Raw genomic sequence first — 14,713 nt, 5'->3', positions numbered from 1 at the left:
TCTTCATGCACAAGACCCCCTATCCCAGGTTAATCTGTTTGGCATTCATGTTAAGAAGATTTTCTATTAAGTGTATTGAATCCTTTGCCTGAACAGTAGAAGTTTTTTCTGTAAGATATCTACTTGTACCAGATTGTACTTCATTGTGTTCTTTTATATATTTCTGACTGGTCTTTGAATGGCGAATAAAATGAACAAAGAATTCTTCAACCTCCCTTGCCACTGACTTTATTTTACTAAATTGCCTTTTTAACAAACCTCCTATTAAAGATATTCTACTGCCACAAAGGGCTATATCATTTCCACAAACAGCAATAGAATCAGACATACATTTAATCCCTTTTCCAGAAGATATTTTTACTGCACCCTTAGAGGCAATATCTAGGTTACAGGGCACATAAACCTTCGCCCCCTGTTTTTGCCTCCTATCCAGGATAGATAAAATAAAGACTTTTCCATTATCCAAAAAACAACCAAGCACCAGATCTCCCAGAGCCGGCTCAATAAAACAGGAAAAGGACTTACTTGCCTTTAAAATACTATCTTTTGTCTTTAAATAAAAAGTTCCTTCCTCTATTTTTACAACCTCAGCGTGAAAAAAATTTGTGGAATTATTTTCCTGGGACTTTTTTATTTCTTTCTTATCTACCCCTTCCATATAATTGAACATATATCTTCTCCTATTTTTTTACTTCTATCTTGAATTCCTTCTCTTCTGTTACTGAAATTACAATTTCTTCTGGCATCTCATCCTTTGCCATTGATTCTAACAGTAAATTTGCTATCTTGGGCATTATATTTCCCTGCAATATATAATCAATATTCCTGGCACCTGTCTCCACTTCCATACATCTATTGGCTATTAACTCCTCTACTTCTAAATCGTAGGACACCTTAACCCTGTTATTTGAATATACAGTATCCTGCATCCTTTTCAGCTTTAATCCCACTATTTCTCTAAGAACCCTCTTATCCAGGCTAAAATAAGGAATAACTGTCATTCTAGCCAGTAAAGCAGGTTGGAAATACTTGGATAAGAGTGGCCTTACTGCCTGCATAACTGCATCAACTGGTGGTTTTTCTTCCCCCTTTGTCATCTCCTGAATTATATCTGTACCAAGATTACTGGTCAAAATAATCACTGTATCCTTAAAACTTATCTCTTTCCCCTCCCCATCAGCCAGCATACCTTTGTCAAATACTTGATAAAACAAATTTAAAACCGAAGGATGTGCCTTTTCTACCTCATCTAATAAAACTACAGTATATGGTCTCTGTCTTACTGCCTCAGTCAACATTCCACCCTCTCCATATCCCACATACCCTGGTGGAGAGCCTATTAACCTGCTCACAGTATGTTTTTCCTGAAATTCACTCATGTTTATAGTAACAATATGTTGTTCTCCCCCAAACAAAAGGTCTGCAAGGGCAAGTCCTGTCTCAGTCTTACCAACGCCAGATGGACCAACTAGAAGAAATACCCCCATGGGTTGGGTGGGAGGTTTTATCCCTGCCTTTGATGCCTTTATCACCTTACCTATTATCTCCAGGGCATGATCCTGGCCTTTTATTCTTTCCCTTAGTTTTTCCTCCATATGAAGTACATTTTCTGTCTCATCCCTTTTTATCTTGCCCAAAGGCACCCCTGTCCAGTCTGATATTACCTGTCCTACCACATCTATATCCACCTCATACTTGATAAGTGGGCTATCCCCCCTTACCTGTTCCAGCCTTGCCTCTACTTTTCTCTGTCTTTCTTTTAATTCATCATCCTCTGGTGATTGATCCACTTCTTTTCTTATCTTTAAGAGCTCTTCTACCACCTCTTTTTCCCTAAGCCAGTTATCTTTTAATTTTTCTATCTCCTCCTTTAATAATTTCATCTTATCTATTGTTTCCCTATATTCTATCTCATCAATCTCTTTGCCATGGGCCCTATCCCTGTCCATACTTTTCTTCTTTCTATCAAGATCATCATATTCCTTTTCAAGATGATTTAACTTAGAAGGTTTAGAACTCAAATTTATCTTTACCCTGGCACATGCAGTATCCAGAACATCTATTGCCTTATCTGGCAAAAACCTCCCTGAAATATACCTACCAGCATACTCAGCAGCAGCAACTATGGCCTCATCAGTAACTGTTACATCATGGGATTTTTCATAATATGATTTTAGACCACGCAAGATATTTATAGTGGTTTTAACATCTGGCTCTGCAAGTTTTATTAATTGAAATCTCCTTGCAAGGGCAGGGTCTTTTTCAAAATATTTCTTGTATTCAGTCCATGTAGTGGCTGCACATGTCTTGATCTCTCCCCTGGCCAGTGCTGGCTTCAATAAATTTGCAGCATCTGATGTGCCAGCACTGCCACCTGCACCAATCAATGTATGTGCTTCATCAATAAATAAAATTATAGGTTGCTCAGATGCCCTTATCTCATCTAAAACCCCTTTTAATCTCTTCTCAAATTCTCCTTTGACTGATGCCCCTGCCTCTAAGGCACCCATATCCAGACCCAGGAGCCTCACATCTTTTAACATATCTGGTACATCTTCCTCCACAATCCTCCTGGCCAATCCTTCTATTACAGCAGTCTTTCCAACTCCAGGCTCTCCTACCAGTATTGGATTATTTTTTCTGCGCCTGGCCAGGACATCAATTATCTGATTTATCTCATTTTCCCTGCCAAAAACTGGATCTATATTGCCCTCTCTGGCCTTTTTTGTGAAATCCTGACAATATTTATCAATAAATCCACCTGGGGTTTCTCCTGTTTCAGCTTCTCCTATACCCTTTGTATCAACCCTTGCTGTATGCTCTTTTGAGTCCTTCACAATGTTCCAGAATTTTTGTTTTAACTCATAGGGACTGATTTTTTCCAGAATGGATATGTAGTTCCCTGCTCCAAAATAGGTGGGTTTTTGAAGAAAGGTCAAAAGTATGCTTCCACTCCTTATCCTGCTCAAGTTAAGGTCAATGGATGAAATTAGCCATGAACGCTCAAAAAGATCCACTAACAGGGGAGAAAAAATTGGCTTTCCAGTATTACCTGTTTTAAAATCTTCCAGCGCGTCTAGAAGAGATACCTGAAGCTGCCCTGTGTCTATACCAAAATAACGTAGTATTAGTGGTACATCACATGCATGAGTTTCCAATGCCTTTATAAAAAAGTGCTCCACTGATATTTCATAATTAGTTCTAGACACACAAAGTCCAGCAGCATTTTGCAAGATTTCTGTTACAACTCCATTTAATTTGTTAAAAAGATTTCTGAGATCATATTGCATATCCCCCTCCTCTTAAATAAAATGCTATTAATTTATATTTTCCAAATTCCCTTTAAATTTCCCTTATATAAGTCCCTGTTGTATAGCCAGGTATTTACCCCCAGCAAACACCAATGGCCCCCCAGGTCAATTTCCTTTGCCTCACAAGGGGGCAGAATAGGGACAAAGGAACATTCAAAGGCTCCGTCCATATAAAGGTGTATATATTTTCTAAGCCTATCAAATCCAGGAGAGCCTGGTAAAAATTTCAAAAAAGTTTCTCTTTTCAGGGGACCAGTCCTTATTTCTATCTTCAAATTACAGGTAAGTATCTCTTCTCCTAAAAACAGATTCTCTCCAAGCAGACAGTTTTTCTTCCCTAAAAAACACCTTTCCTCCTTACTTATCTTACAATTATACAACTCCCCCTGTCTTACCTCAACCTGTTCTTCATCCAACATATCAGATACAATAGCCCTTAAACCCAGGGCAGACCTAGGATGCTTGGCAAATATACCCCCAAGCCTTAGCAAGGCCAGATTTTCCCTGGGATTAAAGAGCTTAAAATCAAATCCTAAAAACGAGAATATAAAATTAAGGGTTTCTTTGTCATCTTCATCTAAGACCTTAAGCCATATACGATATTTCCACCAAATCTTAATAAATAATTCATAAAATGGATGATTGAATATATCCAAAAAATCCCTTTTAACATCCTTTTCATCTAAAAGCTCTTCTATTATTTCTTCAGTGTAGTAAACAGGGATTGGAGACGATGGGCCATAAAGCCCTAGGAATGTAGCCTCTATATTATATTTCCACGGACCTGTTTTTTTTATGGAGTACACATCTGTTCCAGGAAAAGATAGTGAAGGCACAGGCCTTACAAATATATCCTTCTTAAATAGCTCCTTTGCCTGTGATGTTGGCCTTAGAAAAAGCCTCAATAGTCTTATTAATTGAACATATGAAAATTTGGTAGGAGATTTCTCTATTTGTTCAATTAAATCAGCAATTGTTCCCCTAGTCTTGGTGGACACAAAATCCTTCTCCCTGTTTTTTTATCTTTCACCTTGAGACATGTGTAAGAATTAATAGACGCATAATATGCAAAAAAATAATCAAGGAGCCTCACAAAGATGTACATGTCCCCCTCTCCTATAAAATGGTCTGAGGATAATAGCAGATTTATATCGTGTCCAAATAACATTCCTCCTTTGTAAAGCCTCTTGCCTGATTCTATTTTTAGATCTAATATTCCTTGAATACGATTTAGATTTATATGGTATCTGGAAGTATCTTTTCTTTGAAATTCTATATATAATTTTAATAAGTCCTGTAGTTTTTCCGCCGAGGAAAGGGAAAACACATTTATGCTATAATGGGATAAAAAACGCCAGAGGCTCTCTTTGCTGAGTACAGGAGAATAGTTGGGAGTAGGGGGAATGATGTTTTCAAAAGTACACAACACTGGAGACGAATCTGTAGCCCTATGTATATCACCTGTTTGAAGAGAATTTACAGTATCTCCATTGGTACATGTAAGTTCAACTAGCAATATCTCATTTGTCACATCCTTTTTGTCTCTATAGCCAATGGTTAAATAATGATCTGGCTCCCCAGATAAAGGGGAGGGCCTTATATTTTGATAATAGATTCCATCTCCTTTATCTAATCCCTTAGACTCCAGGGAATAATATTCCTTTTCATCTGTACGTCCCTGTACAATTCCCCTTACCCTGTCTATACTGAAAATTTGAATCATGTTTTTATATTGACCACCTGGCATAACCTTATACTCAAAAGAATTGTGAACCAACTCAATTGGTACTGCATCATGGGAAAAGATATTTATTGCTGGGGTACAAAATAGAGAAATACTTTTATTGCTCAGAGTTAAATTCTTAGCCCTTATATCTTTATCAAGGATAAACTCCATTTTAATATTTTCAATAGATTCATAAGGGGCTAATTTATCCAGTCCATATATATCAAGAAACAAAAATTTTTCAGGCAGGATAAAATATTCCTGAAATAATCTATAGGCAAAAAAAGAATTCCTGGGATAGGGAAATAGGGGAAACTCAAGGGAGAAAAAAGGAGCCTTTATATTCCCTTTAGAAAGAACAATTTTTTTGTCCTGAAAAGACAGTATAATCTCCTTTGTTCTGGCAAAAAGGAGGTAAAATAAATTTGTTGAATGTACAAAACTACCTGACAAAAAAAGCCTTAAATAGGGGATTTTTTTAAAATCACACTCTGTGCAAAGAAGAGATACACCTATTTTACAGGGTTTCCCAGGGATATCTTCATAAAAAACTCTTTCTATCTCAACAGGAAATACCTCTACATCAAAACATGTCCTGAATATACACTCTGTCTCTCCTACTGGGATAGATTTTATTTCAGTTCCTTTTGGAATGGTTAATGCTTCTCTAAAGCCTGGTTTAGGCGAAAATTTAATTATTGTGCTAGATGGAAGGGGTCTTATATACTGGGGAGATAGTAGTTGCATTAAGGTATGTACTATTTCAGGAAAACTGTCGTCTAATCTGGCATTCAACATTCCAGTTAAAAATGCCATTCCCTCAATAAGTCTTTCCACGTCAGGGTCTTTAGATTGACCTGACAACATAGGGGCTATGGCAGGATGTTTTTTTGAAAATTCCCCTGCCAATTCTTTAAGCATATCTAGCTGCTCTTGATAATAATCCTTGAGCATCTACTTCCCCCTGACCTCTATTCTTCCCTCTGGACGCACATAAGACAAAAAATGGATATCCATTTTCCCCTCATCTGTATTTACCTCGCATTCAATACGAAAAGATAGAGAAAAAGGATCATCTCCATTGACCTCTTCTTGTATTTTTACATTACTCAATCTTGGCTCATATCTTTCTATTACCCCCTTTATGATTTTTTTTAGTTCTTCAAAGCTCTCACCTTTTGGTCTTCCAAGTAGATCAGTAAAGTCAGGAGTGCCCAAATCCGGAGCTGTTTGGGCACTCCCTATCCTGGTATTCAATATATTGGAGAGATTCCTGATAATAGAATTAATAACCATTTCTTTATCAAATACCCCTCTCTCCTCTGGCTTCTCTTCCATGAATGCCAGTCTTTCCAAAAGTCTTAAACCGTGCATGGTTAATCACATTGGTTAAGCAGACTTTGGTGCAAGCCAACTATCCTCTGCCTCAATTCCATCAGGTTCATATGTCCATATGATCTTCTCATAGGAAAAGTATACATCTTCCATGTCCTTATAAGGCTTGTTTTCCTCCAAAAAAGTAAGGGGCTTATAGCACTTCATGTTTACAATTATGGCATTTTCCAGTTTTATGGTATAATAATGTTCTTCCTGTCCCTTTTCATTTATCCTGTAAAATTGCAGGGTAACCTCTGATAGTTGCTCTCCAGAAGTACATGCCTGATTGAGTTTAGGACTTGCCTGATCCACATGTTTTGTTATTATTAATGGTTTGTGGATCCTTTGCCCTGTTGGCAAACCAGTATGGGGATCCCGTGGTATCTCTATATTGTGCTCAACCCCATATACCACAATTAAATTCTCACGACCACTTTGTTTACAATCCCCATTAATTTCACCCTGATTCTTTCCAACTACCTTTAAATAACCTGTTAGAGCCATGACTTAAACCTCCTTTTTTTATTCTTTATCCAATTTACCTACCAATGACAGGGTAAAATTTGCACCCATATACTTAAAGTGTGGCATCACTTTCATGCTAACACTGTACCAACCAGGATCCCCGGGAACATCTTTTACTTCAATTACTGCCCTCCTGAGTGGACGTCTGGACCTTACGCCTGGAGCTGGATTCTCTTGATCAGACACATATTGCCTAATCCACTTATTTAATTCATCTTCCAAGTCTCCCCTTTGTTTCCATGTGCCAATATGTTCTCTCTGGATTACCTTTATGTAATGAGCCAGGCGATTTACCACAAACATATAGGGAAGCTGGGTACTGAGCTTATAATTGAGCTCTGCTGCTTTCCCTTCCTCTGTGTTTCCAAAGGTCTTTGGCTTCTGACATGAGTTTGCAGAGAAAAATGCTGCATTGTCTGATCCCTTTCTCATGGTAAGGGCTATAAATCCCTGCTCTGCCAACTCGTATTCCCTTCTCTCAGAAATCAGTACCTGGGTTGGAATCTTGGTCTGAATAGTGCCCATTGCCTCAAAATTATAAACAGGCAAATTCTCCACAGCCCCTCCACCTTGAGGGCCAATAATATTGGCACACCAGCGATACTTGGCAAAACTATCAGTTAGCCTTGTTGCAAAGGCAAAGGCAGTATTTCCCCATAAAAATGCATCATCTCCACTGGATACATCCTCTTTAAAATTAAAGGTCTTTGCAGGCACTGTGTCTGGACCATAGGGAAGACGTAGCAAAAATTTTGGCAGAGTAAGGCCAACATATCTGGCATCTTCTGATTCCCTGAAAGAACGCCATTTTGCATATTGAGGTCCTTCGAATATTGCATCCAGGTCCTTTAGATTTGGAAGTTCTTTAAAAGATTCTATGCCAAAAAATGCAGGAGATGCATCAGCAATAAAAGGTGCATGAGCCATTGCAGCAACACTGGCTATGTTTTGAAGTAGTTTAATATCCTGAGGCCCTGGGCCAAATTCATAATTGCCAATCAAGGCACCATATGGCTGTCCACCAAATTGTCCATATTCAGCTGTATAAACAATTTTATAAAGCCCAGATTGAGGGATTTCAGGAGAATCTTCAAAGTCATCTAATAGGTCCTGTTTGCTCACGTTCAAGATGTTAATCTTAATATTTTCTCTAAAATCAGTATTATCCACCAGATACTTTAATGAACGCCATGCAGACTCAAGTTTCTGAAAATCCTTGTGGTGGAGAATTTCATTTACCTGAGCAGACAGTTTTGAATCCAATTGGGCAATCATTTCGTCCACAACATTCTTGGTGACCTTTACCCCTTCCCTGGTAGGCTTTAAAAGCTCATCTATAAATGCCTTGACCCCTCTCTTAGTTATCTCATATGCCTCATCAGATGGTTTCACCCTGGTTGCTTCTATTATCTCATCCAGCAGGGAACCTTCACCTGCCTCTACAACCTCTTGTTGCTTTTGTTGTTTTTCTTCTGCCATAGACATACTCCTTTTTTTATTCTTCATCTAAATTAAGTTCTTTTAATATCTTTTCCCTTGTACCTGGATCCTGTACCAATTGTTGAAGTTTTTTCCTGAATTCAGGAACATTTCCCAGTGGACCTTTAAGTGCCACCAGTGCCTCCCTGAGTTCCATAATTCTGGCCAGTTCTGGCACATTCTTTATAATATTATCTGGTTCAAAGTCCTTGATACTTTGAAATTTTAGATTAACTGTTATCTCCCCAGCATCCTCTTCATCGCTTAATTTATTTGGCACTGTAAATTGGAGTTCCAGATTTTGAGCCCTTAATACATCATTAAAATTGTTCTTATCCACACTAATAGGCTCTCGATCTTCCAGCATTGTGTCGTCCTCTTTTAAAGTGAAATCCCCCATGACCAGGAGTTTTAAAGGGAGTTCCACCTCTTCTTTGGCATCTCCAGTAGCTGGTTTATAGGTTATATTGACCCTTTCCTTTGGTGCTATTGATCCTTCCATGTTAAACCTCCTTATATTTTTATTATAAGATTTTAAAAGCAAGAGAAGGACTCAGGCATATTAGTCTATTTATGATCTCCATCCTTCTCTCATTTTGCTCCTCTGTGCCATCCAATACATCTATTATAGTGGTAAAGGCCTTTACTGATAGGTCTGGTTCCCACATATCCAACTTATATAGATCTATGTCCTTTAGAAGAAGATCTATATGGGGAAGTGCAAGTTCCTTTTTCCCTGATTTCAATAAAAGCTTGATCAATTCAAGCCTGCATTGAAACTTCTGCCTTACCCCACGGCCTCCATCTATACCCCTTTGCCATACAACTAGGGCTTGAGGGATATCTTTTTTCTTCACCAACTCCTTTGCTTCCTCTTCAAGGGCTACAAAAAAAGGGTCCCTATCAACTGTCCCCTGATCCCCTAAATCATCTCCACCCATAAATCCCTTTATCCATGCCTTGGTCTCTGCACCAACAAAGGGTGTTCCATCAGAAAATGCCAGGGACTCTATTCCAGGAAGTCTCTGTACAAACGAAGTAGTAATATAAGAGACAGCCTCATAGGCCTTTTGATATTTCCCTCCAAGTTCTTGAAGCGCCTGGGCAGAAAAATAAGATAGGTCCAACCAGAATATAAACTCTTTTACCCGGGATTCACACGCCCTTACTGCATCTTCATATTCCCTGCTATTAATAAGCCCTTGTATATTGGATTTTATAGACTCATCTGGGGGGGGCAACATGGTTTTATTACCTTCCTGAACAACAGGCAACACATCCACATCTACCCATGCACAGAACCTATTTATCTCATACAACATAGGATTTGATAGATCCTTTTCCATATAATATTTAACAATTTGTGATAAATCATTTAAACACCGACCTAGAAGACGGTTCACATCCTTCTGGGACTCTAATTTTCCTGTATCTATCTCTCTTGAACCACTAGCAGGAGGTTTAAGAGGAGCAGTTTGGGACGTTTTGTGCTCTACTTGAACCTCTTTTTGTTTCTGGGTCTCTTCCATAGACGGAGTTTGTTCAGGCCCGGATTTCTCTTCCTCAGAAACAGATGCCTTCTTCTTTATCTTCAGACGATCAACAAGTTGAATCAAAGGTCTTAAAATAGGAGCATCAGCTCCCATCTTCTCGTCTAAAACCTGATCCAGTTCTTTGAGCAATGATTTTAGTTCCTGTACCTCTTCTTCATCCTGCTCAGGGCCATCAACTAATGAACGGAGAAAACCTTCTGTCTTGTCATACCACCATTTAACAGCATTTATCCTACCCCTTTTCCTCTTTTTGGGTGGATACATGTTGTCCCAGTATTCTGATATCACATCCTTTAAAATCTTTGTTCCCAGGCACAACCCTTTAAACTCCATGGTCTCCATGAGTCCACGGGCAAGATAGACACATACAAGTAGATGTTTTCCCTTGTCAGAGAGTAAGGTAGTTGAGAGTTCTACTACCTTTTTCCAATCAACTTCCCCAGCAGCAGAGACCACAGACATCTTGTCTATTTCTGCCTGCAACAATTCAAACTCTGGTTCATAGGCTACATCTTCACCTGCCGGCTTATCTCCACTAATAGGAGACTTTCCTATTTCTTCTAGATTCATTGTTTAAGACCCCACAGAAAATCTTGAACCATTAGTTGCCTGAATATTATCCTTGCCTCTATATGCTCAGGGTAAAAAAACAACAATATCCCCCTAGGAGCTACTTGAAGATACATTTCCACTGCCCTTAAAAACAGTATAATATCTTTTTTAAAGGAGCCTATTGGAAATTTTGTGTCAATAGACTTATTTTTTAGACAAATCCCCTTTTCCTTTAAAAGGACTTGTCTTAGTTTTAAAATATTTTTTCTAATCTCTGTATCATGGACATCAAAAATGTATCTTCTAAGTCTCATTGTTTGTCTTTGTAGCCTTGCCCTAAAATCCTTGAGTGAATCATAGTTATCACAAATAATATTATCCATATCATCAAAAAGATCAAAGGCACTATGCAGTCTATTTGAAAAATCTTTTTGTCTTATCTTTATCTCTGTATAAACTATAATAGGACAGGGCCTATTTAACATATCTTTTGAATTTTTTAAACTTGCAATCTCCAATCCCTCTCTTTTAAAAAGGATTACCCATGCCTTCCATTGTCCCGATAGAGAAATCATGCCTTTTTTAAAATATCTTAAAAATACTGGGATTTCAAAACAATGGGGCGAAATTTCAATAAAATCACAAAAAGAGGGATGTTTTCCCCATACACCGTATTCTATAACCGGCTTACTCGTGCCAACATTGAAGAATTTCAAGAGGAATTTCATCTGGAATCTTTTGGAGTAATTGAATTATTGGACCTGAATTACTAATTTCATACGAGACCTTAATCCACTCAAGCCCATTACTTTTTAGAAAAGATATATTTTTTGGAAAATCCTCTGCCCTAAAAATACCTGTCCCATCCCTAAATTTCTTCAAAAATTTTGCAAATCCCATGGTCCCAGAATAAACCTTTTCCAGTTTAAGCCCTGGTAGATATATGGCAAGCACTGTATCTCCACAACTGTCAGGGGACCACTTAAAAGTCTTTTCCAAAGGATAGTTGAGATTTTCAAGTTGATAAATCTTGTCTGCACATTGCAGACTTAATTTACATCCATAAGGGATAATTTTGGCATCTTTATTCGCACTTATAGGAAGGGTCTTAAGTGTTACATAGTACTCTTTTTTTGAACTGAACTTCAAGTTGTTTCCCTGGTTTACAAATTCAAAAAAACCCCTCAAAAAAGGCATTTTTTTCCCTAACGCCTGTCTGGGATAATATCCATATCTATCTATCCCCACAAAGGGTTTTGCTGTTGTTTGTAAAAACTTTGCCATTAATGACTGATCCCCTGAAAACAGCTCCTTTATCTTATCCATATAAGAGAGTCCCTGTAGCTTACCAATTACTTCTTCTTCCCACTTCCTCTGTAATACGCATGCACTCTCCATAACAGAATAATCCAATATATAATCAAAAGGACCTCTTAAGAGTAAAATTGCAGTATCAGAATTACCATATTTTTTTAACTTATTTTTTATAATATAAATTTCATTAAATGTTTCATAAAAAGGAGATCTACTCTCTTCAGGTTTCCTTCCATAGGGAAAAAATCCAGAAGTAAGGGAAAACGCAGCTTCTGAATCATCTGTTACCTGCTGTAGTTGCTTTAAATCATGCATATATTTTGTCCATTCCCCTGCCAGCCGCAAAACTTCCTCAAATTCCTTTGCCTGTTTTATGTCAGATAGTGAAGAACTGGTGGCCCTTAGTTTTATGAAACTCCCCTCAAGCTTTGTCTTTATTTTCTCCTTTAGTCCTATTTGTTTTTCCTTTTCTTTAGAAAGTATATAGGATTCTTTTTTGGCCTGTGCCAACATCAAAACAGGTATTGCCCAATCTCTTATTTTTGCATGAGGCAAGGCCCCTTTTACTTCCTTGCTAAACACCTCAATTAAATCAAAATAGGGATTATGCTCATTACACATCTTGATGGCCATATTGTGCCTTTGATCCCATGAGATTAAATTGCTCTGGCCTTGTGAAAAATATTCAATAAATTCATACCACTTTTGAAAAAATTCCTGCTCATACCATTTATAAAAATTGATTTTTATATCTTTGGTTATAATTCCCTCATCTTTTAATAGATTTTCCAATAAATTAATGAAATTGTCTAATTCTTTTCTACCCTTCTCTGTAAAAGCACCTGAAACAAACATCTCCTTTTGATCACTATCTTGTATGGGACTATTACCCCAAAAAGAGCTCAAGGTAATATTATATTTATTAAGGCCTGGGTTTTTTACAATCCAATGAAGCTGGGTACCCTTTGTAGTAATAAAGTCTCTCAGTTGAGTTAATATCTCTTCATATTTTATTTTTAAATCTCTATTGTTAGAAAACATAATATAATATTTAAAGCATCTCCCAAAATATGGAGCTAATTCTCCTGATAAATTGGGAAGTATATATGTTGAATAATATGTTATGTCATCAAAAAATTTATTATCAATGGATTTCCCTTTGATCCTATTTTTTAAGATGGTTGCCTGGGCTGTAATAAAATCTACTACTTCAATACTAAAATCCTCGTTTAATTCTTTACCTTTATTCATTTCCCTGACAGAGTTAAATATATTGTTGTCTAATCTATCAAGAATACACTTTTCAAAATATAAAATATATTTTTTCCTTAAACTAGAGACAACGCCCTTTGCATAACTCAAACCCATCTGTGGCAAAAGATAGTCATTTTGTTGTTTTTGTAATAAGCTGATATCTTCTCCATATTTTGATAAAACAATTAAATCTGGCCCAATATTATTAATAATTTTTACCCTTCCTATTTCTTTTGCCTTTTTTATAATCATAAGATTGTGTTCAAAAGCCCCGGCAATTAGCCCCCCTACAACTATGTTGAAAAATATCCATGTAAGTAGTGCAAAACCTAATGTCACCCTCTTCCATTTCTGATATTCTACTAATGGAACAAATAAGAAACGATCGTGTGGTAATATCTTGGAAAAAATATCCTTTAAAAATAGCCCCTTCTCTCTAAAAGAGGTATTAATCTTAGAATATTTATTTAAACCAAAGGATTCTAGAAATTCTGAGATGAGATCACCCTCTTGTTTTGCGCTGCTAAAATAAATACCCCTAAGAAACGGAGATTCTTGATAAGGGTTAGGAGATAAAAGACCCTGACAAAAAGCCTTTAACCCAGGATACAACTGACTAAATTCATTTGGAAAAACAAGCAGACCAGGTGATATTTCCCTATCTTGTTGAACAAGCAAAAATCTTATCCTTTTAAGACGTGTAGCTATATAATCAAAGGCATTTTTTAAAAAGTCCTCCCATTTTTCTCCTTGCTCGTCAGAACCCATATACCCCAATGATTGATTAAAGTATCTTTCTCCAAGTACTGAGGCAAACGGCGTCATCCCATGGATAAGGTCCAGCTTAGTAACCAAGATATAAACTGGAATCTTGTGACCTGTTACCCTCATTACATGGTCTATTCTTTTTCTTAAATATTGCCCTTTATCCGTTAAGGTTGTATTGTCTTGCTTAAGCAAACTATCTGTGGAAACTGTTACCACAATCCCATTTATTGGCTCTTTTTTCCTGTATTTTGCAACTAATACAAGAAACTTCTCCCACTCTTCACGGTCTAAAACCTCATCAACAGGGATAGAATATCTTCCTGCTGTATCCAATATAATCGCCTCGTTAAAAAACCACCAATCAAAATTTCTTGTACCTGCAATACCTGATACCCGCGGGATATCTGTAAGTGGAGAGGCTAATCTACAATTTTTTAAAGCTGTTGTTTTCCCTGAACCTGATTCTCCTAAAAACAAAAACCATGGGAGCACATATAAAGGATTCCCTTTTTTCTTAAGATGAGAGGAAGAAAGCAAAGATATGGCCTCCTTCCACTTCTTTTGAAGCTCTTCAAAATCCAGGCGTCTAGACTCTGGTACAGCTTCCAAGGACCTTTCATCTTCTTCTATAACCCGTTTGACAAAAAGTTTTTCCCTTCGCCTGGCAATATAGCGTCTTATAAACAAGATGCCGAGCCATAAAGTTAAAACAATTGCCGTACCTATTAAAAATAACCACCACGGCCAATTATTTAACCAACCATAAACCAAAACACATGCTATAAGGATTATAAAAAAGATGACCATTAGAGCTCGTGTAAATATCTTCAACACCACTCACCTCGGTCTAATAA

11 protein-coding genes are annotated in these 14,713 nt (G+C 37.3%); all 11 read right to left on the bottom strand.

The features are described from left to right. Positions 1-19 precede the first annotated feature (19 nt). The 11 genes from ACYQ0O_RS09365 to ACYQ0O_RS09315 are packed head-to-tail and all read right to left on the bottom strand — an operon-like array spanning position 20 to position 14,690. Entirely contained in the window at positions 20-670 is a 651-nt protein-coding gene (locus ACYQ0O_RS09365) for a DUF3540 domain-containing protein (protein ID WP_459892414.1), read from the bottom strand. Positions 671-680: 10 nt separating this feature from the next. Continuing rightward, positions 681-3,290: a type VI secretion system ATPase TssH gene (gene tssH / locus ACYQ0O_RS09360; RefSeq protein ID WP_459892412.1), complete on the bottom strand. Its 2,610-nt coding sequence runs from the start codon at positions 3,288-3,290 to the stop codon at positions 681-683. 32 nt (positions 3,291-3,322) lie between these two features. Further along, positions 3,323-4,309: a type VI secretion system baseplate subunit TssG gene (tssG, locus tag ACYQ0O_RS09355; RefSeq protein ID WP_459892410.1), complete on the bottom strand. Its 987-nt coding sequence runs from the start codon at positions 4,307-4,309 to the stop codon at positions 3,323-3,325. Then, positions 4,273-5,991, bottom strand: a complete 1,719-nt coding sequence (tssF, locus tag ACYQ0O_RS09350; protein ID WP_459892408.1) for a type VI secretion system baseplate subunit TssF — start codon at positions 5,989-5,991, stop codon at positions 4,273-4,275. Before tssF ends, tssG begins: the two co-directional genes overlap by 37 nt. Continuing rightward, positions 5,992-6,411 carry a type VI secretion system baseplate subunit TssE gene (gene tssE / locus ACYQ0O_RS09345; protein WP_459892406.1) on the bottom strand — a complete coding sequence of 140 codons (420 nt, stop codon included), beginning with the start codon at positions 6,409-6,411 and terminating at the stop codon, positions 5,992-5,994. A 15-nt stretch (positions 6,412-6,426) separates the two neighbouring features. After that, positions 6,427-6,918, bottom strand: a complete 492-nt coding sequence (locus ACYQ0O_RS09340; protein WP_459892404.1) for an Hcp family type VI secretion system effector — start codon at positions 6,916-6,918, stop codon at positions 6,427-6,429. An 18-nt stretch (positions 6,919-6,936) separates the two neighbouring features. After that, positions 6,937-8,418: a type VI secretion system contractile sheath large subunit gene (gene tssC / locus ACYQ0O_RS09335; RefSeq protein ID WP_459892402.1), complete on the bottom strand. Its 1,482-nt coding sequence runs from the start codon at positions 8,416-8,418 to the stop codon at positions 6,937-6,939. Between the two features lie 16 nt (positions 8,419-8,434). Beyond that, positions 8,435-8,920, bottom strand: coding sequence for a type VI secretion system contractile sheath small subunit (gene tssB / locus ACYQ0O_RS09330; protein ID WP_459892400.1), 486 nt, complete (start codon positions 8,918-8,920; stop codon positions 8,435-8,437). A gap of 22 nt (positions 8,921-8,942) precedes the next feature. After that, complete coding sequence (gene tssA, locus ACYQ0O_RS09325; protein ID WP_459892398.1) at positions 8,943-10,541, bottom strand: type VI secretion system protein TssA; 1,599 nt, start codon at positions 10,539-10,541, stop codon at positions 8,943-8,945. Next, positions 10,538-11,251: a hypothetical protein gene (locus tag ACYQ0O_RS09320; RefSeq protein ID WP_459892396.1), complete on the bottom strand. Its 714-nt coding sequence runs from the start codon at positions 11,249-11,251 to the stop codon at positions 10,538-10,540. Before ACYQ0O_RS09320 ends, tssA begins: the two co-directional genes overlap by 4 nt. Beyond that, on the bottom strand, positions 11,211-14,690 hold the full coding sequence (locus ACYQ0O_RS09315; protein ID WP_459892394.1) for a type VI secretion protein IcmF/TssM N-terminal domain-containing protein: 3,480 nt from the start codon (positions 14,688-14,690) through the stop codon (positions 11,211-11,213). The genes ACYQ0O_RS09320 and ACYQ0O_RS09315 overlap by 41 nt, the downstream gene beginning before the upstream one ends. Positions 14,691-14,713 lie beyond the last annotated feature (23 nt).

It is taken from the genome of Desulfothermus okinawensis JCM 13304, from assembly GCF_054654515.1.
This window is presented reverse-complemented; position numbering and strand designations above follow the sequence as displayed.

Bases quoted from the DNA above. Each gene is read 5' to 3' on its own strand.
- ACYQ0O_RS09365 (WP_459892414.1), bottom strand. From the start codon at position 670: ATGTTCAATTATATGGAAGGGGTAGATAAGAAAGAAATAAAAAAGTCC.
- tssH (WP_459892412.1), bottom strand. From the start codon at position 3,290: ATGCAATATGATCTCAGAAATCTTTTTAACAAATTAAATGGAGTTGTA.
- tssF (WP_459892408.1), bottom strand. From the start codon at position 5,991: ATGCTCAAGGATTATTATCAAGAGCAGCTAGATATGCTTAAAGAATTG.
- tssE (WP_459892406.1), bottom strand. From the start codon at position 6,411: ATGCACGGTTTAAGACTTTTGGAAAGACTGGCATTCATGGAAGAGAAG.
- ACYQ0O_RS09340 (WP_459892404.1), bottom strand. From the start codon at position 6,918: ATGGCTCTAACAGGTTATTTAAAGGTAGTTGGAAAGAATCAGGGTGAA.
- tssC (WP_459892402.1), bottom strand. From the start codon at position 8,418: ATGGCAGAAGAAAAACAACAAAAGCAACAAGAGGTTGTAGAGGCAGGT.
- tssB (WP_459892400.1), bottom strand. From the start codon at position 8,920: ATGGAAGGATCAATAGCACCAAAGGAAAGGGTCAATATAACCTATAAA.
- tssA (WP_459892398.1), bottom strand. From the start codon at position 10,541: ATGAATCTAGAAGAAATAGGAAAGTCTCCTATTAGTGGAGATAAGCCG.
- ACYQ0O_RS09320 (WP_459892396.1), bottom strand. From the start codon at position 11,251: ATGAAATTCCTCTTGAAATTCTTCAATGTTGGCACGAGTAAGCCGGTT.